Genomic DNA, 20,895 nt, shown 5'->3' with positions numbered 1-20,895 from the left:
GGCTAACGACACTTGACTGAGGTGAAGGAGCAGCTGGCCGGGTTCTACCTGGTCGACTGCGACACCATCGAGCGGGCGATCGAGATCGTGCCGCAGATCCCCGAGGCCGAGTTCAGCATCGTCGAGGTACGGCCGATCCGGGATCTGAGTGCGCTGAGCTGATGCCGCACTCCCCTGCGCCGGCCGAGCTCGAGCAACTGCTGCGCGAACTGACGCCGCGGATCCTCGGCCCGCTGGTACGCCGGTATGGCGGATTCGGGACCTGCGAGGACGCAGTACAAGAGGCCTTGCTGGCGGCATCGCAGCAGTGGCCGGCCAACGGGTTGCCGGAGAACCCGCGTGGCTGGCTGATCACCGTAGCCTCGCGGCGGCGGATCGAGATGCTCCGCAGCGAATCGGCCAGGCAGCATCGTGAGGAAACCGTCGCCGCTTTGGAGCCGGTGGATCAACCGCCGGCCGCCGACGCGGACGACACGTTGACGCTGCTCTTTCTTTGTTGCCATCCGGCGCTCACCGCTCCTTCGCAGATCGCGCTGACCCTGCGGGCGGTCGGCGGTCTCAGCACCGGCGAGATCGCGCGGGCCTTCCTCGTCCCCGAGTCGACGATCGGCCAGCGGATCAGCCGGGCGAAGGCGAAGATCAAGGCCGGCGGTGCCGAGTTCCGGTTGCCGCCGCCCGAGGAGCTGTCCGACCGGCTGGCCGCAGTACTCCATGTGCTCTATCTGATCTTCAACGAGGGCTACACCGCGAGCTCGGGCGAATCGCTGCACCGGGTCGAGCTCAGCGCCGAGGCGATCCGGCTGACCCGCCAGCTCCGTGAGCGACTCCCCGTCGAGGGGGAGGTCGCCGGGCTGCTCGCGCTGATGTTGCTGACGGATGCCCGCCGGCCGGCCCGGGTCTCTCCGGACGGTCTGCTGATGCCCCTGCCTGAGCAGGACCGCGACCTGTGGAATGCGGAAGCCATTGCCGAGGGCACCGAGTTGATAACCAAGACGTTGCGTGAGGCACCTATTGGTCCGTACCAGCTGCAGGCCGCGATCGCCGCAGTTCATGATGAGGCTGCTCGTGCCGAGGACACCGACTGGCGGCAGATCCTGGTCCTGTACGAACTGCTGGAGACGCTCGCACCCGGCCCGATGGTGAGCCTGAACAGGATCGTGGCCGTCGCGATGGTCCACGGTCCCGGAGTCGGCCTCGAACGGCTGACCACCGCTGAGGAGGATCCTGCGCTTGCGGAGCACCACCGGCTGGCCGCAGTACGGGCTCACTTGCTCGAGCTGGCCGGCGAGAAGGAGGCGGCGCGGGACGCGTACCGTTTGGCGGCCGCCCTCACCCTCAGCCTCCCCGAACAGCGTTACCTGGAATCCCGCGCCGCGTCGTTCTAAGCCAGAAAGCTGGCCACCGATGGCGTCCACTTGATCAGAAAACTAATCAAACGCCGCGCTCAGCTCGTCGACTGTTCGAGGGTCGGTGTGACGCCGGGGATCGGCATGGACAGGGCTTCGGCGGTCAGGGCCGCGCTGGCCTCGGTGGACAGCGGCGCTGCGAGCCGTACGTCGATCCGCCCGCCGCGTCTGCCCCAGGCGCCGGCGATCTTGCCGTTGAGGATGACGCCGTTCGGGTGGAAGGAATCGTGGAGGTGGGTTCGTCTCTTCATGCCCGGGCCGACGAACAGGCCGTGTTTGTCCTGACCGAAGATCCGGAGGTCTGGGGCGACCAGGAGCCGGGCGGCGGGTGCCGGTCCTGTACTGCGAATCGCTTGCTCGTGTTTCGCGAGGATCCAGGCGGGGTGGCCGGCGAGGTCGACCGGGAGGAGCTCGGGGACCAGCCATCGCCAGACCTCGCGGCCATCCCTCGGCGATAGACCGGACCACCAAGCGAAGGCTTCCGGTGTTGTTGGGCCGAATGCCTGGAGGTGACGGCGGCAGAGTTCTCGGTGCGCGTCCGCGAAGTCGATCTCCGGTCGTGGGACTTCGCGGGCGTACAAGGCGCTGGTCGTCCACCGCAGCGTGATCCGGCCGCTTGCGCACGCAGTACGGAGGTCTGGCAGGCCGCCTCGGCGCTCCTTGCCTGCAAGGGTCTGGCAGACCTCGTCGGCGATCTTCTCAATCGCACTCCGCTGCTCCTCGCCCAAGGGGAGACGGCCGACCGTGAAGACCCCGAGGTCCTGCTTCGGCAGCACATACACCGCGCCGCGCGGGCTGTAGGTCTGGGTGAGATCAGGGTGTTCCCAGGCTGATGGTTCGCAATCCGCGACTCGGGCATGCATGCCGATCAAGGCATCCCGCGGCGCGGTGTCCTGCAGGCCGAAATACGCCGCTTCTAGATAGGCCCCAGCCGGCAACCGCTCGCTCAGATGGTTGACCTCCATCCGGTACTGGACCGCTTGCTCATAGGTCACCGCCAGCGTCTTCGACACAACCCGACCGTAGTTGGCGCCGCCGACACTGGTCGCCGGGTCGACTCGCTGGGGTCGGCTGGCTGGGGTCGGCCGGCTGGGATCGGCTGGCTGGGATCGGCTGGCTGGGATCGGCTGGAAATGGGATGCGGGTGTGGGTGGGGGCCTGGTTGGGTGGGGTGGTGACCGATGCTGAGGCTGAGGAGTTTGGCGCGCCCGTGCGGCTGTCCGAGGGCGATGCTGGGGCTCAGGAGTTTGCTGCACTGCTGGGGCGGGCCGAGGGCGATGCGCGGGTGCCGATCAACCCGCATGCACCCAGCAGCCCACCACCAGCCGGATCGACAACGGCAAACCCAGCCCCGCTCCGCGTCGTCCACGCCCCCGGAGCCAGCTCACCAACAAAACCTTCGGCATGTTCGCGGAGGTACGGCGAAGGGACGGTGGTCCAGCGCTGTATCTGCTCGTCCTGACACGCCTCAGACACAGCAGCCGCATCCGACGGCCGCCAGGCTCGCAACGTCACCTGTCCATCGGTCAGCTCAGTTGCCGTTCAGACCAGGAAACCAGCGACACGCTCGAAACGTCCTTGAGTTCGGTGAAACCAGGAAAGTGACCGGTGAGCGTCCAGGCCGTGGTCGCCCAGAACCATGCCCGCGTCAAGTATCTCTGGGTAGCGTTCCGGGCGTCCGGGACCTCACTTGCGATGGTGCATGGCGGGATCAACCGGCTGCTGTCGCACGCAGTACCTTCGCTGGGGCTCCCGCTGCGATCGAGAACGGCGGGATGTCGTGGGTGACGACGCTGTTGGCGCCGATGACGCACCGCTCGCCGATCGTCACGCCGCTGGTGACGACGTTCGCACCGAGCCAGACGTTGTCGCCGATCCTGGTCGGGCCCTTGGAGTCGAAGCCCTGCCAGGGGACCGGCCGGTCGGGGTCGTCGTACCGATGATTGGCGTCCGTCACGAAGCAGCCGTTGGCGAGCATGCAGTGCGAGCCGATCTCGACGAGGTGGAGGGCCGCGACCATCACCCCGAGGTTGAGGAATGACCCGTCGCCGATCCGCAGCCGCCCGTGATCGCCGACGGTGATCCATACGTCCGGCTCGAACATCGTGTTGGCACCGACCTCCAGCCGGCCGTCCTGGAGAGCTTCGAGCACATTGCCGTGCAACGGCCACCGGGCAAAGGCCTCCCGGCGCATCAGTTGCCAGTGAATCCGGATCCGATTCCACGGCAACGCATTGCGCTGATACCAGCGCCACTTCTGCACCCAGAGCCTGACCTGCCCGGCAAGATCGTCCACACTCCAGGCTACGTGTCACCTGCTCCGGGTACTGGTAGGACCTCACCTGCCCAGTGGCTCTATCGTTGGGCGTCATGAGCTACCAGCAGCAGCCGCCGCAGTTCCAGCCGCACCCGCCGCAGCAGTACCAGCCGCAGGGTCCGATGGGGATGCTGCACTTGACCATCCAGGGCAGCGCGATGACGAGCAACATGATCCCGCCCACGGTGCACCTGAACGGCTACCCGGTGCCGGTCAAGTACGGCCGGAACGACATCCCGGTCTTTGCCGGACCGCTGCACGTCGACATCCACTCGCAGTGGATGCGCGCCTACGGCAGGGCTTCGCTCGACTGCACCGTGCGGCCGAACCAGGTGGTGCCGGTGTTCTATGCGTCGCCGTACCACCAGTTCGCCTCCGCCGGGAGCATCGGCCACCACAAGGTGAAGCGGAACGGCATCGGCGTGCTCCTCGGCCTACTCGGGACGATCTTCGCCGTGTTCCTGCTGGTGGTCCTGCTCGCGGTGCTCAACTAACCGTTGGCGGCGGCTCAGCGGAAGTCTCGGGAGGTGGTTTTGGCGGCTAGGGGGAGGCGTTCCAGTTTGTCGGCGACCAGGTTGGTGACGCCCTGGGAGCGTTCGAGGCGGCCGCGGATGATCATGGCGCTGGACTCCCGGGCGATCCGCCGGTAGCGGTTCCAGCATGTTGACCGGACAACGCGTGCCGTCGGAAAGCCCAGCGGGCAAGGGGGACAGCCGGGCTGTCTGTCGGCGTGTTGTGGTAGTCCGACGACCGGGGGCTTATGGACCTGGTCAGCTCAGCGGTCCAGCGACTCTCCCGACGACGTCCGTCCCAAGTGACCGCGGGCCGACTGCGCCGGTCCGGGTGATGGGATCGGGCGCGGTGGTGCTACCCCGGAGCCGGTGATCCGTTGGAGGTCGACCAGCCGCTGGTCGAGGCGATGCCCGGGTGCCACCGCACGCGTCAGCGACTGGATCCCGGGCCGCTCGTGCTGCTTGCGCATCGCGACCTGGACCAGGTCGTAAACCACAGGCTCCAACTCGTGGCCCCGCCTGACCAATGGGAGGGCGGTTGCGAGGAAGCGCTGGTGTTCGGCCGGTGTAGGTGGGCGGTTACGCTCGGCGACGATCATGTCCCGGGCACCGTGCGGTGGCTGCATGACACCACCGTCGACGCGATGGTTCTCGTACAGCACGTTGCCGTCACGATCGACGACGTAGATGTCGTCGACGCGCCCCTGAGTTTCCAGTGCATGTGCCGCGTCCGGCATACCGGCGTAGGCGCGGTCGTGCAGTACCGGCTCCAGCCAACGGCCGACGCCGACGGTGTCCTTCGCCCGTTGGTACCTGTCGGCCATCCCGAGCAGACTGTTGGCCTCGTTGGTGGCGATGTAGACGACCGCGATCCGATAGCCCGCAGGACCGAAGCCGTCCACCCAGTACCCGGCCGTCGCCTCCGACTGCAGTGGGCTGCTGGCGATGACGTCGTACCGCTGTGAGCGCAGTTCGTCGAGGCAGCGATCGCGCAGGTCCGCCGGGAGGCCGCCGGCGACGAGATCGTTGCCCTGGACACCGTTCGCCCGCATGATCGCGTCGTACCGCGGATGGGCTGCAGGGTCGTCGTCCCGGTCGTACGACGCGATCCGATCGGCATCGAGGGCGACCTGGACGAGCCCCTGGACGGTCGACTTTCCAGCGGCCGGCTGGCCACCGATCAGCACCAGGATTGGTCGTTCGCCAACTGCCCGCGCGGGCAATTGCCGCGGCGTGATCTGGGCCAGCCGGCGAGCCACTACTGCTTCAGCCTCGGCCGGGGTCAGGACGGCGTCGGCGGTCACTCGCCGATCTCCACCCGAAGGCGGTCCAGTAGGTCGGGGTAGGTGCGCAGCACCTCGGCGCGTTCATCGGCCGACATCGTCTCCCGCCGGCGGAATTCGTCGTCGTGGCGCGAGAGTCTCGCGACCAGGCCGGTCCGCCGCCCGGTGTCCGTCTCCCGGCTGGCGAGCGTGTTGTAGCAAGCGGCCACAGCCTGGATCAGGTCCCGCACACGCTCGCGCTCGACCCGTTCCGCATCGTTCAGTGGCGCCCCAGGACGGCCGCCGAGCGCCTCGGCAATGTGCTTTCGTGACTCCTCGCGATCGAGCATCGTCGGCTCTCCTCCCAGGTCTTGCTGGCTTGCCGATCAGAGGTCCCGCGGACCGCCGTCCAACGACCGTCCGCCCTGTACATTCTCCGGCCGGGGCAGGCTACCTCAATCCTGTGCGGCGGCGCGATGCCCGAATCGATGACGTGATTCGCTGACCGCAGCCCTGCCGCCGACCCCAGAACCACCAGCGGTCAGCGGAAGTCGCGGGAGGTGGTTTTGGCGGCCAGGGGTAGGCGTTCCAGTTTGTCGGCGACGAGGTTGGTGACGCCGGTGGAGCGTTCGAGGCGGCCTCGGATGATCATGGCGCTGGACTCCCGGGCGATCCGGCGGTAGCGGTTCCAGACGCCGTTGGAGCAGACGATGTTGATCATGCCGGTCTCGTCCTCCAGGTTGAGGAAGGTGACGCCGGCTGCGGTGGCGGGGCGTTGGCGGTGCGTGACCACTCCCCCGACGTACACCCGGGTGCCGTCCTCGGCGGTGGAAAGCTGGTTCGCGGGCAGGACGCCGCGGGCGTCGAGGCTCGGCCGGACGTGCCGGATCGGGTGGTCGTCCGGTGAGATCCCGGTCGCCCAGAGATCGGCCATCGTCGTCTCCATCTCGGTCATCCCTGGCAGCATCGGTGGCGGACCCGAGTTGCTCACGCCGGACAGGTGTCCCGGTCGTTCCTCGGCAGCGCGGCCCGCATTCCACAGCGCCTGCCGCCGGGACAACCCGAACGAGTCGAACGCCCCCGCCGTCGCCAGTGCCTCCACCTGTACCGCGGTCAGCCCGGTCCGGCGAACCAGCTCCGCCATGTCCGTGTACGGCCCGTTCTTCTCCCGCTCCTCGACGATGGTGGTCGCCACCGTCACCCCGATCGACTTCACCCCCGCCAACCCGAGTCGCACCGTCAACTGCCCGTCCCGCCGATGCAGGTCGGAGTCGAACGGCACCTTCGGGTCGAACTCCCCCACCGCGGGCTGCATCTTCTCCAGACAAGAGTCGTTGCCTGTAGCAACAACAAGAGCGGAGGCGGGTGGTGAGGACGGGGCGGAGGTGGGCGGGGAGTCCGGGGTGGTTGAGGGCGCGGTGGTGCTGACCGGTGAGCCCGACGTGGGCGAGGACGGGGTGGGGGTGAGCGGGGAACCCAACGTGGGCGAGGACGGGGCGGTGCTGACCGGTGAGCCCAACGTGGGCGAGGACGGGGTGGGGGTGAGCGGGGAACCCGACGTGGGCAAGGGCGGGGCGGGTGGTGGGGTGAGGGGTTCGAGGGTGGCGTGGGTTTGGGAGAGGTGTAGGTCGGGGCGGTGGACTGTTACGCCGTGGCGGCGGGCGTCGGCTACCAGGGACTGGGGGGAGTAGAAGCCCATGGGTTGGGCGCGGAGGAGGGCGGCCAGGAAGGCGGCTGGGTAGTGCAGGCGGAGCCAGGTGCTGGCGTAGACGAGGAGGGCGAAGCTGATCGAGTGCGACTCGGCGAAGCCGAAGTTCGCGAACGCCTCGATCTTCTCGTAGATCTGGTCGGCTGTCTCGCCGGTGATCCCGCTCGCCGCCATCCCGTCGTACAGCTTGGCCTTCAGCGACGAGATCTTCTCCACCCCGCGCTTGGACCCCATCGCGCGGCGGAGCAGATCCGCGTCCTCGCCGGTGCAGCCGCCGACCGTCATCGCGATCTGCATCAACTGCTCCTGGAACAGCGGCACCCCGAGCGTGCGTTCCAGCACCGGCTCCAAGGCGGGGTGCAGATAGGTGATCGGCTCCTCCCCCATCTTGCGGCGGATGAACGGGTGCACCGCGCCGCCCTGGATCGGACCGGGCCGGATCAGCGCCACCTCGATCGCCAGGTCGTAGAAACTGCGCGGCCGCAACCGGGGCAGCGTGCTCATCTGGGCCCGGCTCTCCACCTGGAACACCCCGACCGAGTCCGCCTTGCAGAGTTGGTCGTAGACGCCGCGCTCCTCCTTGGGGATGGTGTCCAGGTTCCAGTCCTCGCCGAGGAACTTGCGGACCAGGTCCATCGCGTACTGCAGCGCGGCCAGCATCCCCAGCCCGAGCAGGTCGAACTTCACCAGCCCCATCCAGGCGCAGTCGTCCTTGTCCCACTGCAGCACGGTCCGGTTCTCCATCCGGGCATGCTCGACCGGCACCACATGGCCGACCGGGATGTCGGTGAGCACCATGCCGCCGGAGTGGATGCCGAGGTGCCGCGGGAACTTCAGCAGGTCCTCGGCCAGCGCGACCACGGACGGCGGGATGTCGTGGTCGGCACTGCTGCGTACCGCTCCCCACGCGTCCACCTGTTTGGACCAGGCGTCCTGCTGCCCGGTACTGAACCCGAGCGCCTTGGCCATGTCCCGTACGGCGAGCTTCGGGCGGTAGGTGATGACGTTGGCGACCTGGGCCGCGTTGCGCCGGCCGTACTTGCCGTAGACGTACTGGATCACCTCCTCGCGCCGGTCCGAGTCGAAGTCGACATCGATGTCGGGCTCCTCGTCGCGCGCCGAGGACAGGAACCGCTCGAACGGCAGGTTGTAGAAGACCGGGTCGATCGCGGTGATCTCGAGCGCGTAGCAGACTACCGAGTTCGCCGCCGAGCCACGACCCTGGTAGAGGATTCCCTGGCGTTTGGCGAACATCACGATGTCGCGCACGATCAGGAAGTAGCCGGGGAACTTGAGATCCGAGATCACCTGCAGCTCCCGCTCGACCCGCGCCTCCGCCTCGGCCTTCAGCTCCGCGGGCTTGTCCGCGTAGCGCTTCTTCACCCCATCGCGGCAGAGCTTCTTCAACCACCTCATGGAGTCGTATCCCTGCGGCACCTCCTGGTGCGGCAGGCTCGGCTTGGCGGCCCGGAGGCTGAACGCCAGTTGGTCCGCGAGCTCCACCGAGCGGGCCACCGCCCCGTCGTACCGGCGGAACCGGGCGAGCATCTCCTCTCCCGACCGCAGATGCGCCGTCCCGGCAGGCGGCAGCCAGCCGTCCATCGCGTCGAGGCTGCGCCGGGCCCGCACCGCGGCGACGGCGGCGGCCAGCTTGTGCCGTCTCGGCTGTGAGTAGTGAACGTTGTTGGTGGCAACGACCGGAAGTCCTTCGGCCGCGGCCAGCCGGGCCAGTACGGCGTTTCGGGTGGTGTCCAGCGGCAGGCCGTGATCGATCAGCTCCACCACGACCCGGTCCTTGCCGAACAGCGCGGTCAGCCGATCCAGCTCACGCGCGGCGGCCGCCGGCCCTTCCGCCTGGCCACCCAGCTCCAGCGCCCGGCGGACCAGGCCTTTGCGGCAGCCGGTGAGAATCAGCCAACTGTCCTCACCGATGGCGGCCAGCTCCTCCAGGTCGTAGACCGGGCGGCCCTTCTCCTGGCCGCGCAACTGCGCCTCGGTGATCGCGCCGGCCAGCCGGTGATACCCCTGCTGCTGCTCGGCCAGCACCAGCAGATGACTGCCTTCGGGGTCGGCCATCCCGTTCTGCGGCTTGGTCAGCTCCAGCGACAGCTCGGCCCCGAACACGGTCTGCAGGTCGTCGTACTCCTCGGCGGCCTCGGCCATCCGGACCACGCCGTAGAAGCCGTCGTGATCGGTCAGCGCGAGCGCGTGCAGGCCGAGCCGGACCGACTCCTCCACCAGATGCTCCGGCGAGGAGGCGCCGTCCAGGAAGCTGTAATAGGAATGACAGTGCAGCTCGGCATATGGCACCACCGGTCCGTCGGGGCGACGCGGTTTGTCGACCGGATCCGGATCGTACGGCGGGCGGTGCCGCGACCAGGCGGGGCCGTCACCACCGTCGGCCTCGAACAACTCGTCCGCCGGCGCGGGCGGCCTGGAGCGGCCCGACAGCTTCCGCTCCAGCTCGGACCACGGGATCGGTGGGTTGTCCCATCCCATCAGTCACCTCCCGAGGAGCGCCGTTTCCAGTACTCCGATGTTCGAACATCTGTTCGAACAAGTCAAATCGCTCCGCCCCTGACCTCAGGGCCGGCCGACTCCCGGCACCGAGACCGGCAGCGCAAGGACTTCGCCGGTCCGGGGACCGTCGGTCAGCCGGCCGAGATTCTCGGTGATGCTGTCGGCCGAGCGCCACTCGGCGGTCAGGATGAACAGCGTTCGCCGGTCCGGCCCACCGAGCGCCAGCGCGAACGGGGCCCGGTTCTCGGCGAGTTCGACGCGCTGCAGGACTTCGCCGCCCTCGGCGATGCGCACGATCGACGAGCCGCCGGTCGAGACCCAGATCGCACCCTCGGCGTCGAGGCAGATGCCGTCGGGGCCCAGACCTTCGGCGAAGACCCGCCGATTGGACAGCGATCCGTCCGGCTCGATGTCGAACGCGCTCAGCCGTCCGGCGAACGACTCGGAGATGATCAGCGTCCGATCATCTCCAGTGATGACCATGCCGTTCGGGAACTGGATGTCGTCCGCGACCTGGCGGAGCGTGCCGTCCGGCGCGACGAGTTTGATGAAGCCAGGCTTGGGCGCCTCACCACCGGCGAAGTCGAAGTCCGCGCCGTTGAGATAGGCGTTGCCCTGCCCGTCCACGACCAGCTCGTTCGCTTTCTGCTCGGCCAGGACGACCACCGACCCGTCCGGCTCGTAGCGCCGCACCTTGTCACCGGTCGTCAGCAGCCTGCCGTCCGGCAGCCAGTCGATGGACCATCCCATCAACTGCTCGACCGGTACGGCGCTGAACTCCGGCGTTCCGTCCACGTCGACAGCCACGATCTGCTGGTCGATCCAGTTGGCGAAACACAACCGGCCGTCATGCCATCTAGGCGACTCCGGAATCCCCAGACCAGTCAGCAGGACCTTCGGTTCAGACATCAAGCGACCTCATTTCATCGAGTCTTGCTGGTTCCTTTCACCCCCTACACGAACTCGCCCGACCCGGATCGACAGCACGGCCGGCAGAAATATCTATAAGCGATTTAAGTAAATTTCTTATACACTCACCGGCATGACCAAGCAGCCCTCCGAACCGCATGAGCTGAAGGTCGCCGAGCTGACCGCGGTGATCGGCGCGTTCACCCGGATGAACATCCGGCTGCCGTCGACCCGCCGACTGAGCTTCACGACGTTGTCCGTGCTGCACACCTTGGCCCACGGCGGTCCTAGGCGGCTCAGCGAGCTGACCGCCAGCGAACAGGTCAGCCAGCCGGCGATCACTCAGATCGTCACCAAGCTCGAACAGGACAACCTGGTGGAGCGCCGCGCGGATCCGTTGGACGGCCGCGCGGTGCTGGTCGGCATCACTGCCGCCGGCGCCGCGATCATCGACGGCCGTGAGGCCGACCGGATCGTGCTGCTGACAGAGCTCACCGGCCGGCTCACCCCGGCCGAACGCACCGCCATCGCGGCAGCGCTGCCGGCGCTGGCCCGCGTGGTCGAACTCAACCAGGAGCGAACCGGCAACGCGTAGTACGGACCGTAGGACACCGATGGGATGGACGGAACGACGATGAGCCACGAGACCACTACCTCCACCAGCGCCTTCCCGCTGGAGCCGACGCCGATTCATGTGCCTGATGCCGTGCTCGACGACCTCCGGCAGCGGCTGGAGCTGACTCGCTGGCCGGTTGACGCGGGCAACGACGACTCGTACTACGGCCTCAAGCGCGCCACCTTGGAAGAATTGGTGGAGTACTGGCGCACGCAGTACGACTGGCGCAAGGCCGAGGCCGCCATCAACGCCTACGACCACTACCGGGTCGAGGTCGACGGCGTGCCGATCCACTTCCTGCGCAAACCCGGCGTCGGCCCGAACCCGACACCGCTGATCCTCACGCACGGCTGGCCGTGGACGTTCTGGCACTGGTCGAAGGTGATCGATCAGTTGGCCAACCCCGCGGCGTACGGCGGTGATCCGGCCGAGGCCTTCGACGTGATCGTGCCCTCGTTCCCCGGATTCGGCTTCTCCACCCCGTTGCCGGACAACCCCGACATGAACTTCTGGAAGGTCGCCGATCTCTGGCACACCTTGATGACCGAGACCCTCGGCCACGACCGGTACGCCGCGGCCGGGTGCGACGTCGGCGCGCTGGTGACCGGGCAGCTCGGGCACAAGTACGCCGATGAGCTGTACGGCATCCACATCGGATCGGGTCTGAAGCTCGACTTCTTCACCGGCGACCGGGCCTGGGACTTCAGCGGTGGCCGACCGATCCCGGCGGGCCTTCCGCCGGAGATCCATGCCCGCGTCCTGCAGCTGGACAAGCGGTTCGCCGTCCATCTGGCCGCGCACATGCTCGACTCGAGCACGCTCGCCTACGGGCTGTCCGACTCCCCCGCCGGCCTGCTCGCCTGGATCCTGCAGCGCTGGACGAGCTGGAGCGACAACGGCGGTGACATCGAGTCCGTCTTCAGCAAGGACGACCTGCTCACCCACACGATGATCTTCTGGGTGAACAACGCGATCGGTTCGTCGATCCGTACCTACGCCAACAACAACCGCTACCCCTGGACCCCGTCCCACGACCGGTGGCCGGTGATCGAAGCTCCCACCGGCATCACGTTCGTGGCGCACGAGAACCCACCCGGCGTCAGCACCGACCAGCGTGTCCAGAACTTCCTCGAGAGCGACCGCGCCGACTGGTACAACCACGTCAACCTCACCGCCCACGACCGAGGCGGCCACTTCATCCCCTGGGAAATCCCCACCGAATGGATCACCGACCTCCGCCGGACGTTCCGGTCCCGCCGCTGACTCCCCAGTGGCGTCCACGCCGGGCAGCGGGGCGCTGAGGGCAGCGAGGGCGGTCGACTGGCGGACTTTTCGCCGGGTAGCGCTCAATAAGCCCGTCAGCAAACGAACAACCTGCCAGCGGCCGAGATGAAGAAGCGGCAACCGGGGGCTGGTGGGTCGAGCGCTGACGAAGGAAGCGCGAAGCGGCCCGGCGTACGGAGTGTCAGTCGTAGCCCGCTTCGGCCTGCCAGCAGGCCTGGCGGAGGGTGAAGAGCCAGGCTCGGCCGTCGGTGGCGACGAATTGGAAGCGGGCCTGGCGGGAGGTGGCGGCCGGGTCCCACCAGCGTTCCTCGGCCAGCCACGGCCCGGCCCAGGCGACGACCTCGTAAATCTCGTTGCTGTCGGCAACTTTTGAGCCGGGGGCGAACCGAAAGCTGGACGGCTCGCCGGAGAGGACGCCGCGGGCGCTCACCGAGACCAGCCGGCCGTCGGCGGCGAACACCTCGGCCGGCAGCGGTTCCGGGTAGACGGTGGTCGGCACCGGCATCGGCCACAGGTCCGGTCGCGGCGAGATCGCCGCACCCGGCCAAGGCGCATCGGCCGGGTGAGTGGGAACCGGACGATCTCCCCAGGGGATCAAGGTCTGCCGCTCCAGGAAGCCGCGGCCGCCACCGAGCGCCACCGAGGCGACGGCGCCGTGACCGAGCATGCTCTGCACCCGGGACAGGGCCCGGTGGATCCGTTCGTCCGGACCGCCACCCCACAGACCGTCGACGTGGGCGCCGACCGGATCGGCCTCCTCGGGGATCAGCCGGACCCGGATCACCGGTGAGGTCAGCTCGCTCGTCGCCGTACCGCTGCCCTGCAACTGCCAGCGGACCCGGTCGACCAGATCGGTGGCGCTGAACCAGCGTGGGTGCAGCCAGTCCCGCTCGTGGATCCGGCCGGACTCGGTACCGATCTCGACGCGCAAGGTGGTGCAGACCAGGCCGAGCGCGGTCAGCCGGCCGATCAGCTCGTCGGCGGCGCCGCGGACCGCGAACGCGACCTGGTCGACCCGGTCCACCGGCGGCTCGAAGTCGAGGGTCCGGGCCAGCTCGGGTGGCACCTTGCGGGCGACCACCGGGCGGTCGTCGTCGCCCCGGGCCAGCCGGTGCGCGAACGCGCCGTCCGGCCCGAACCTGGTCAGTACTTCGGTCGCCGGAAGCTCGGCGAACGCGCCGAGCGAGCGGAGCCCGAGTCGCCGGAGCAGGTCGGTGAGAGCGGGCTGGCCGAGCGTGTCGACCGAGATCGGCGCCAGGAACCCGGCCGAGCCGCCGGACGGGATCACCAGCACCCTGGTCCTGGCCGAACTCGACCGGGCTGCCTGTTCGGCGGCGAACGGCCCGTCCGCGACCCCGACCCGGCCACCTGGTACTTCGAATGTCTCCAACCGATCGAGCAGCTTCTCCGCGGCGGCCTGCTCGGTCCCGTAGAACCGGCTCGGGCCGCGGGCCTTCAGCGCGCACATCCCGGGCCGGATCACCTGTACGCCGGGGGTGAGCGCCTCCAGGCAGCTGATCACCGGATCGAAGGCGCGCGCGTCGATCACCGGGTCGTACTTCAGCACCACCAGCTCCGGGCAGCGCGACTGGGCATCGCGCGCCTTCAGCCCCTGCCGAACGCCTTCGGCCCGGGCTGCGGCCGAAGCCGCCAGCACCTTGCCTTTCGCCAGCACCGCGACCGGCGCCGCCGGCGAATGCCCGGCCGCCGTGGCCGCCGCCGTCACCGGCCAGTCCGGCACCCAGACCACCATCGTCCGGGTCAGACTCCCCTGCGCCGAAGAAGCCGAGGGAAGCGTCCGCCGCGCAGCAGCAGCCATCAGCCGACCGCCTCCCACTGGTCGTCGAGCGGCCGGGCCGCATCGAGCGGCCGCACCGAGCGGATGGAGCCGTCGACGGCCGGCAGCCAGAGCTGGTGCTGACGGGACGCTCCGCGACCGGTCACCGCGACGGTCGCCTGCCGCCCCGCGAGATACCCCTCGCCGGCACCCAGTCCGGTCCAGACGTTGCCCTGAACCTCAAGTCGAGCTTCACTCCCCGGCCAGGACCCGACCGCGATCAGCATCGCGCCGCGGGTCCGCAGCCGGGCAGCAAGCCGGGATGCCTCCCCCGGCGTCACCTCTCCCGGCGGCCGGACCACCACCACGGTCAGGGCGTCGACCAGCGCCGCGACCACGCTGAGCCAGTCCCGCTCCGGATCGGGCACCAGCACCAGCCGTTCGAGGTCGACGCCGAGCTCGCGGGCCGCCTCCGCCCCGAACGAAGGCAGCCCGACCACTCCACACCAGGCGCCCTCCGCGGACGGGCCTGCCATCATCGCCATCACCAACGCGGTCGACCCGCGCACGGAGTACACCGAGCCACCCTTCAGAGTGCCGGACAAGAGGTCCGAGACTGCCGGCAGCGTCGGCAGCGCACGCTCGACGGTCGCGGTGTCCAGCGCCTGCTGCACCCGGGTCTCGGTGGTCCGCGGGGCCGGCACCGGCCGCACCACCGCGGCCGAATCCTCCTCGAGCCGGGCCGCCTTCTGTTCCTTGGCCCGGGCCAGCAACGCCCGCGCCTGATCCAGCGCGGTCACCCGGCTGGGCTCAGCCGGACGCGCAGGCACCTCAACCGAAGCTGTCCCCGTCACCCCTCCAATAGTTCTCCCCGTCACACCCTTTATTCTCGAACACCTGTTCGACTCATGTCAATCGCGCCGGCCCTTCAGGTTCCCGCAGGTGGGCAACTCCGGAAGCTTTCCACTCGAACAGGCTAGCGACATTGACGCCCGTCCGCCTGCTCAAATTCGGCTCGCGCCCGAGCTGTCCTGGACGGCAACTCAGGCTCTGGCGGTCGGAGCAGCCCTGCCGCGAACCACGCCTCCACGGGCTATGCCTACTTAGAGGAGCTAGTAGCCCGGATCATCACGCTGAGAGGAGGCGAAGCGGGCGACGGTTGGCTCTGCCCGATGTCCTCATACCCCCATGACCTGTACAGCGCGTGGACCTTTCCATCGCCAGCTGCCGGGTTGACCATGAGAGTTACGAACGGCTCAACGCGTGTGGCCAGGAGGGCATCGTGGATACGCCGGGCAGTGCCGGTCTTCCGCCAGGTTGTCCGAACGCCGATCTCCTTGAGAGCCGCAGCCGGACGTTCGGTATACCGCTCCGCCGGTGGTGGACTAGTGCGTTCCCAATACCGATCGCCGTGCTCAATGGTGTTGGCGTAGGCGTAACCGACCGGAAAGCCATCTGCATATGCGAGGACCGCCACGAACCCCGGCTCGGCGCCGTGCCTGTCCAGCCTCTCGCCGAAAGCGGTAATGGCGTAGTTCGGCAGGTGGAGTAGCGCTGAACGCACGTCTGCGTACACGTCAACGAGATCGCCGCGAGCGGTGTCGATTGTGGTGAATGTGCGCAGTTCGAGGATGGATGTCGCGGTCATGCAGGGGTCCTCCAAGTGGCAACATGCTCGGCCCAGGTCTGTACCGCGGAGCTACCCGCCGCAGTGGCGCGCAACGCAGCTCCGAATTCCTGGAGCATTCGCGTCACTCGAACATGCTGGGTCGCCGCGTCAACGGGGACTTTCAGTGCCGTGGCGGTGGCGGCTTCGGGCATTCCCTGTGCGAGCTGGGCATGTGCGAGTCGGGTCGTGGTGATGGCATGCGACCGGACCATGTGGGGGCGGAGGGTAGATAGGCAGCGATGACCGTGGAACTCGGCAGTCGCGAAGTCGCCAAGCGCCAAGTAGGCCGATAAGGCCAACGAGTCCAACTCGGCTTGGTCGTAGAAGGCGAGCATCCACACTGGCCGGTCGTCGGCGGGGTCGGCGCGCAGCATCGCGTCTTGTGCCTGTCCGAAGGCGCGGCGTGCGCCGGCGGGGTCCTGTGCAGCGCCGTGGATTGCCCCCTGGCGGGCCAAGCCGAGAGATGCGAACAGCGGATCACGGCGGGTGAGGTGCATGTTGCGGGCGACATCATTGGCCGCGAAGGCATCGGCAGGTCGACCCGTATGCCGGTACAGGGTCCCCGCGTGACTCCAAATGCGGAACTTGATCGCCTGCTCGCCAGACATCTCGGCGAGGGCCTGGGCTTCGCGCATGTGCGTCTTCGCGGCTTCGAACCTGCGGCCGTCGATGGAGGCCCACATGGCTGAGGAACGGAAGGCCGCCGCGGAGGCGTAGAGGCTGCTGCGCACGCGTTGGGTCGCGCCGCCCGAGTTCTGAAGGTTGAGCGCTTGGTCGGCAAGCGCGCTGGCCCGCTGCTCGATATCGAGTTGTCCACCATGACGGTGGTCGCTGGCAACGATCTCAGCAAAGCGCTGCTGTAGTCGGTCGACGTCACTCATTCCGAGACGGCGTCGCGCGGTGCCCCGAGCGGTTGATGCCATCGCCACAGCCGCGGCAATACCGCCGACAAAGTTGCGGCGCTTCATGTCGGAGACCTCCTGCGGCATCGGGCTCGGGATAGGCAACGGTCGGTGCCGTGGTACGAAACCTAGGGCAGTGACAGGCACACAGGTGACATCCTCAAGTGCCTTGCGGGTGGCCGTCTTGGGCCACCGGACGCGGCCGGCTTTCCAGTCCCGAACGGATGAGCCGTCCAGGCCGCCATGCTTTCCAGTCACCTGCATGAGCGCTTGGTTCACCGCCTCAGCGAGGCTGTTGGAGCTGTGACCGTGCTCGGCCATCCACTCCTCAAGAGCCGCGTTGCGCGTGGTGTCCATCTGAGAACGGTAGCTCTCACCCCCCGTGTCCGCCAGGCGACCAGGGGTGAAATCACCCTAGGCCGTTCCGCCGAATGGTCCCCTGATCGCCCTATTCCTCTGGTGGTGAATGGGAGTTGTCTGGTGCTGGGCACGGTACGCAACCTCCGACAGCGAGTGACGGTCGATGTATCGCACTCACCACATCACAGGTAGGGGATCGAGATGAGCGAAGCGACGGGAACCACCGCATGCCAACTTTCGATGTGTCCCGGCCCATTGGATGAGGGCGAAATCCAGGACTACGTCGGCCGATGCCCCGAGGAAACCCGCTGGGCATTTGAAGGATGGCTCCGGGGTGAGCGCCATCTAGACGGGGATCTGATCGAACGGGGAGATGAAAGTCGAAGTGAAGACGACGGCAACCGAGGGAGGAGCTGAATGGCGGCGAGTGCGAGTGTGATTCAACGGGCACGCCATCGCGGATTCGACCGTAGAGGCACCGCTGGCAGGCAGGCTGGAGGAATTGCAGCGTCACCGCTTCGTCAAATTGCCCGTGACCAACGAGCCGACTCCGTCACCCAAGCGGTGACCGAGCGGAAGTGCTGGTGCGTGATGGTCGTTCGAGATGACCGGATCATTGATTCCAGGATCGCGCCGACCCAGTTGGCCGAGGCGTACGCCGAGGTTCTTGGACTGCTACCCGGCCGACAAGATCCGTGCGCGCGAGGTTTCGGAGCATGAGGCTGCCTATCCGAGCGATCGACCGTACGACCCTCGCGACTGACCCATCCCATGATCTGGCGGAGCCAGCGCCGCTCCTCATTCTCCTTGCGGAGTGATCGCCGCACGGTGCTGGCTCTGTCTTCAGTCTGGAGTCCTCGGCGTCCTCCCCCGAGGCCGAGGACTCCTGAGAACCAGCGGGCTGGCGAACTGCGGATGCGTGAACGCCAGCCCGCTGTTCCACCCCCGAACCGCAACAGCGGCTACGGCACACCGGAGCTGGACACCAGCGAGTCCAGGTCCGCCAATTCGGCGCGAGGTTGCGCCAGGAAAGGATGCGCACATGACTGTGACCATGGATCTAGACACGGAGCGGTTTCCGCTGGGTGAAGCTCTTGACGCCAACGCCGGGCCGGCCATCCGGCCGTTCGGGCTGTAGGTTGCACGTTGGGACGTGAACGCCAAGTTCGAGCGGGATCTCATCCATCTGGACCCTGACACCCAGCTCGGCATGTTCGGCGAGCGGCCTATCCACACGATCATCACGGCCGCGACGACCTGCCAGCAGGAGAGCGACGGTCAGACGCCGATCTCGCTCGACTACCCGGTAGACGACAAGTGAGGCCCCGCAGCGGCCCGAGCCCTCGGGTTCTGGTGCTCACTGAAGCGTGCGACCCGACAGCGGATTTCGTACTGGAGCATCTGAACGAGCGAGGGGTTGGGTTCTGGCGAGTAGACCCTGGCGACTTTCCTGAAACCGTCGACATGTCAGCCGAGTTCGACATGTCGTGGTCAGGGCAACTGCGCGGGCCGCTGCGGGCCATCGACCTGGCCGAGGTCAGAGCCATCTACTACCGGCGCCCTTCAGGGTTCCGTATTTCCGCGGGCCTGACCGACCCCGAGCGCCGGTTCGTGGAGTCGCAAGCAAGGCACGCGCTCTACGGCCTCCTCGCTGCCCTGCCTGACGTGCTGTGGGTGAACCGACCCGGTGCGATGGCCGATGCTCGGGTCAAGCCCTATCAGCTGGCTGTCGCCGCGAAAGCCGGGCTCAGTACTCCGCGAACGCTGGTCACAAACCGCCCCGAGGAGGTGGCCGCCTTTGGGCAGCGAGTCGGGCGCATCATCACGAAGTCGCTCGCCATGGTGACTCTCAAGGACGAGGATGAACGCACCGGCCTTCTCTATACGGCGGAGATGCCGGAGAGCGACTGGAACAGTCCAGGGATCGCAGCGACGGCCCACTTCTTCCAGGAGGTCGTACCTCGTGACTACGAGGTCAGAATGACCTACGTCGCCGGGGAGTGCTTCGCCACAGCGATGCGGCCCGACAACCCGGCGGGTGCGCTGGACATCAGGGCACATAGCAAACATGTCAGCTACGAGGCCATCCGTGTGCCTGCGAAGATCGCCGATCCGGTACGGGCAATGATGGAGCGGCTCGGCCTGGTCTTCGGCGCCTTTGATTTCATCGTCCGGCCCGACGGGCACTGGATCTTCATTGAGTTGAACCCCAACGGTCAGTGGGCCTGGACCGAGCAGGCTGCGGGTCTGCCGATCAGTACCGCGCTGGCCGATCTGCTGGAGAAGGGTGCAGTTGCATGACAAGCGGCATCATCGACCACCGCGCCAAGAAGCTGCGTAGGCAACTTGCTGACCGCCTGGAAGCCGACGGAGCGGTTACTAGCCCAGCGTGGGGCACTGCGTTCGCCGAGGTACCCCGCCATGTGTTCGTGCCGGTCTTCTACAAGCAGTCCCCCACGGACCAGCGGGCGGTGGACCTGAGCAGCCCTGACGAGTGGCTGGACGGTGTCTATCGGGACGAGCTACTAGTAATCCGTCCGGATGCGCGCTCGTCCAGTACCGTCCCGGGCCTGATGGCAACCATGCTGGAAGCATTGGCGGTAGAAGACGGCCACAAGGTCTTGGAGATCGGCACCGGCTCGGGTTACAACGCCGCCTTGTTGAGCCACCGGCTCGGAGATAGCAAGGTCGTCACAATGGATATAGACCCCGAGTTGGTGGCAGACGCCACCGCCAGGCTCGACGCCATCAACTATCACCCGACGCTTGGAGTCGGCGACGGCTTAGCAGGCTGGCCGGCTAGAGCGCTGTATGACCGGCTCATCGCTACTTGCGCGCCAGACAAGGTACCGAAGGCTTGGCTAGAGCAGATTCGGCCGGGTGGGCGGATCGTGACCCCTATCGCAACGGGCATCGCGGTCTTGGACGTGACCGGTCCCCGAGAGGCATCCGGGCATTTCCTGCCCGGCGCTGCGTACTTCATGCCGCTGCGAGCAGGGCAGCGCCCTCCTGATGTCGGGGCAATGATCGACGCAGTAAAGCGTTCGACGGAATCGGGTCGCGAGACCAGTACGAGCCCTGATGTCTGGTTCGACGGTGACTTCTCGTTCCTGCGCGCTGCCGCAGTGCCTGGCGTGCGATTCCTAGCCAAGCTAGACAATGGCACGGCAGTGTTTACACACCCCGATGGCTCTTGGGCCTCTGTCGCCGACTCAGTCGTAGTACAGTCGGGACCGCGTCATCTGTGGAACCTGGTCGAAGGCGCGCACCGGACCTGGCTAGAACTTGGCTGCCCGAAGCGCGATCGGTTCCTCCTGACTGTTGACGGCCCTCAGCAACAGATCAGCCTTGCCGGTAGTGACCAAGAGTGGGAACTGCCCTAACGGAATTGACAGTCCGAACCTGCAACAAGTGGAACCGCGAGAACACGCTTCACCCCGCCTAGGTGGGGTCGGGTGATGGCTTCAATCCGTCGCCCCCCGTCAAGTCCGCGACCCGCAAGCCGAAGGCCAGCCAGTGATCGTCACCGGCTGGACGCCGATCATCTAGTGCCTCTTGCGCGCGAGGAGGCTGTACGTCGCTCGGACGGTGACCTTTCCCGCGTCGAAGTGATCAACGCCACCACATTCCGGGTGCGCTAGTTACTCTGGCCC

General features: G+C 67.4%; 19 protein-coding genes. 8 read left to right on the top strand and 11 right to left on the bottom strand.

The features are described 5' to 3' along the window. The first annotated feature begins 21 nt into the window (after positions 1-21). Together F1D05_RS36515 and F1D05_RS36510 are read left to right on the top strand one after the other, a co-directional pair. Positions 22-162, top strand: a complete 141-nt coding sequence (locus F1D05_RS36515; protein WP_246486267.1) for a YciI family protein — start codon at positions 22-24, stop codon at positions 160-162. Next, a complete protein-coding gene (locus F1D05_RS36510; protein ID WP_185444792.1) occupies positions 162-1,385 on the top strand; it encodes an RNA polymerase sigma factor in 1,224 nt (407 codons plus the stop codon). The genes F1D05_RS36515 and F1D05_RS36510 overlap by 1 nt, the downstream gene beginning before the upstream one ends. 59 nt (positions 1,386-1,444) lie before the next feature. On the opposite strand, the gene F1D05_RS36505 is transcribed toward F1D05_RS36510, so the two are convergent. The 3 genes from F1D05_RS36505 to F1D05_RS36495 all read right to left on the bottom strand — a co-directional run bounded on the left by F1D05_RS36505 (position 1,445) and on the right by F1D05_RS36495 (position 3,702). After that, entirely contained in the window at positions 1,445-2,419 is a 975-nt protein-coding gene (locus tag F1D05_RS36505; RefSeq protein ID WP_185444791.1) for a DNA glycosylase AlkZ-like family protein, read from the bottom strand. Between the two features lie 226 nt (positions 2,420-2,645). After that, positions 2,646-2,921: a GNAT family N-acetyltransferase gene (locus F1D05_RS43340; protein ID WP_206685980.1), complete on the bottom strand. Its 276-nt coding sequence runs from the start codon at positions 2,919-2,921 to the stop codon at positions 2,646-2,648. Positions 2,922-3,117: 196 nt separating this feature from the next. Further along, positions 3,118-3,702, bottom strand: a complete 585-nt coding sequence (locus tag F1D05_RS36495; protein WP_185444790.1) for an acyltransferase — start codon at positions 3,700-3,702, stop codon at positions 3,118-3,120. A 74-nt stretch (positions 3,703-3,776) separates the two neighbouring features. Between F1D05_RS36495 and F1D05_RS36490 the strand changes: the two genes are divergently transcribed. Beyond that, positions 3,777-4,217 (top strand): hypothetical protein, encoded by a 441-nt coding sequence (locus tag F1D05_RS36490; protein ID WP_185444789.1) that lies wholly within the window; start codon positions 3,777-3,779, stop codon positions 4,215-4,217. Between the two features lie 281 nt (positions 4,218-4,498). Here F1D05_RS36490 and F1D05_RS36485 read toward each other — a convergent pair whose 3' ends face one another. From F1D05_RS36485 to F1D05_RS36470, 4 genes are all read right to left on the bottom strand, one after another. Beyond that, a complete protein-coding gene (locus F1D05_RS36485; RefSeq protein ID WP_185444788.1) occupies positions 4,499-5,539 on the bottom strand; it encodes a zeta toxin family protein in 1,041 nt (346 codons plus the stop codon). Next, positions 5,536-5,847, bottom strand: a complete 312-nt coding sequence (locus F1D05_RS36480) for a hypothetical protein (protein ID WP_185444787.1) — start codon at positions 5,845-5,847, stop codon at positions 5,536-5,538. Before F1D05_RS36480 ends, F1D05_RS36485 begins: the two co-directional genes overlap by 4 nt. 191 nt (positions 5,848-6,038) lie before the next feature. Beyond that, complete coding sequence (locus tag F1D05_RS36475) at positions 6,039-9,704, bottom strand: error-prone DNA polymerase (protein WP_185444786.1); 3,666 nt, start codon at positions 9,702-9,704, stop codon at positions 6,039-6,041. An 84-nt stretch (positions 9,705-9,788) separates the two neighbouring features. Then, positions 9,789-10,634 (bottom strand): SMP-30/gluconolactonase/LRE family protein, encoded by an 846-nt coding sequence (locus F1D05_RS36470; RefSeq protein ID WP_185444785.1) that lies wholly within the window; start codon positions 10,632-10,634, stop codon positions 9,789-9,791. 133 nt (positions 10,635-10,767) lie between these two features. Between F1D05_RS36470 and F1D05_RS36465 the strand changes: the two genes are divergently transcribed. Both F1D05_RS36465 and F1D05_RS36460 read left to right on the top strand, forming a co-directional pair. Then, positions 10,768-11,229: a MarR family winged helix-turn-helix transcriptional regulator gene (locus F1D05_RS36465; protein ID WP_185444784.1), complete on the top strand. Its 462-nt coding sequence runs from the start codon at positions 10,768-10,770 to the stop codon at positions 11,227-11,229. Positions 11,230-11,253: 24 nt separating this feature from the next. Next, on the top strand, positions 11,254-12,513 hold the full coding sequence (locus F1D05_RS36460; protein ID WP_246486266.1) for an epoxide hydrolase family protein: 1,260 nt from the start codon (positions 11,254-11,256) through the stop codon (positions 12,511-12,513). A 202-nt stretch (positions 12,514-12,715) separates the two neighbouring features. Here the strand turns inward: F1D05_RS36460 and F1D05_RS36455 are convergent, their stop codons facing one another. From F1D05_RS36455 to F1D05_RS36440, 4 genes are all read right to left on the bottom strand, one after another. Further along, complete coding sequence (locus F1D05_RS36455) at positions 12,716-14,353, bottom strand: DNA polymerase Y family protein (RefSeq protein ID WP_185444783.1); 1,638 nt, start codon at positions 14,351-14,353, stop codon at positions 12,716-12,718. After that, on the bottom strand, positions 14,353-15,141 hold the full coding sequence (locus F1D05_RS36450; protein ID WP_246486265.1) for a hypothetical protein: 789 nt from the start codon (positions 15,139-15,141) through the stop codon (positions 14,353-14,355). The genes F1D05_RS36455 and F1D05_RS36450 overlap by 1 nt, the downstream gene beginning before the upstream one ends. A gap of 269 nt (positions 15,142-15,410) precedes the next feature. Beyond that, positions 15,411-15,959: a GNAT family N-acetyltransferase gene (locus F1D05_RS36445; protein ID WP_185444782.1), complete on the bottom strand. Its 549-nt coding sequence runs from the start codon at positions 15,957-15,959 to the stop codon at positions 15,411-15,413. After that, positions 15,956-17,239: an XRE family transcriptional regulator gene (locus F1D05_RS36440; protein WP_185444781.1), complete on the bottom strand. Its 1,284-nt coding sequence runs from the start codon at positions 17,237-17,239 to the stop codon at positions 15,956-15,958. The genes F1D05_RS36445 and F1D05_RS36440 overlap by 4 nt, the downstream gene beginning before the upstream one ends. Before the next feature lie 1,156 nt (positions 17,240-18,395). Between F1D05_RS36440 and F1D05_RS36435 the strand changes: the two genes are divergently transcribed. Genes F1D05_RS36435 through F1D05_RS36425 form a run of 3 tightly spaced genes read left to right on the top strand, consistent with a single transcriptional unit; the run spans position 18,396 to position 20,625 of the window. Beyond that, positions 18,396-18,563, top strand: a complete 168-nt coding sequence (locus F1D05_RS36435; RefSeq protein WP_185444780.1) for a hypothetical protein — start codon at positions 18,396-18,398, stop codon at positions 18,561-18,563. After that, complete coding sequence (gene tgmB, locus F1D05_RS36430) at positions 18,560-19,543, top strand: ATP-grasp ribosomal peptide maturase (RefSeq protein ID WP_343066552.1); 984 nt, start codon at positions 18,560-18,562, stop codon at positions 19,541-19,543. The genes F1D05_RS36435 and tgmB overlap by 4 nt, the downstream gene beginning before the upstream one ends. Further along, positions 19,540-20,625: a methyltransferase domain-containing protein gene (locus F1D05_RS36425; protein WP_185444778.1), complete on the top strand. Its 1,086-nt coding sequence runs from the start codon at positions 19,540-19,542 to the stop codon at positions 20,623-20,625. The genes tgmB and F1D05_RS36425 overlap by 4 nt, the downstream gene beginning before the upstream one ends. Positions 20,626-20,895 lie beyond the last annotated feature (270 nt).

The sequence above is a fragment of the Kribbella qitaiheensis genome, assembly GCF_014217565.1.
Lineage (GTDB): Bacteria > Actinomycetota > Actinomycetes > Propionibacteriales > Kribbellaceae > Kribbella > Kribbella qitaiheensis_A.
Note: the sequence above shows the minus strand (reverse complement) of the source record. Positions and strands in the feature narration are given on the sequence as shown.

Coding starts and splice junctions, on each gene's coding strand:
- F1D05_RS36455 (WP_185444783.1), bottom strand. CDS start 14,353: ATGGCTGCTGCTGCGCGGCGGACGCTTCCCTCGGCTTCTTCGGCGCAG.
- F1D05_RS36425 (WP_185444778.1), top strand. CDS start 19,540: ATGACAAGCGGCATCATCGACCACCGCGCCAAGAAGCTGCGTAGGCAA.
- F1D05_RS36465 (WP_185444784.1), top strand. CDS start 10,768: ATGACCAAGCAGCCCTCCGAACCGCATGAGCTGAAGGTCGCCGAGCTG.
- F1D05_RS36480 (WP_185444787.1), bottom strand. CDS start 5,847: ATGCTCGATCGCGAGGAGTCACGAAAGCACATTGCCGAGGCGCTCGGC.
- F1D05_RS36460 (WP_246486266.1), top strand. CDS start 11,254: ATGGACGGAACGACGATGAGCCACGAGACCACTACCTCCACCAGCGCC.
- F1D05_RS36490 (WP_185444789.1), top strand. CDS start 3,777: ATGAGCTACCAGCAGCAGCCGCCGCAGTTCCAGCCGCACCCGCCGCAG.
- F1D05_RS36470 (WP_185444785.1), bottom strand. CDS start 10,634: ATGTCTGAACCGAAGGTCCTGCTGACTGGTCTGGGGATTCCGGAGTCG.
- F1D05_RS36440 (WP_185444781.1), bottom strand. CDS start 17,239: ATGGACACCACGCGCAACGCGGCTCTTGAGGAGTGGATGGCCGAGCAC.
- F1D05_RS36445 (WP_185444782.1), bottom strand. CDS start 15,959: ATGACCGCGACATCCATCCTCGAACTGCGCACATTCACCACAATCGAC.
- F1D05_RS36475 (WP_185444786.1), bottom strand. CDS start 9,704: ATGGGATGGGACAACCCACCGATCCCGTGGTCCGAGCTGGAGCGGAAG.
- F1D05_RS36510 (WP_185444792.1), top strand. CDS start 162: ATGCCGCACTCCCCTGCGCCGGCCGAGCTCGAGCAACTGCTGCGCGAA.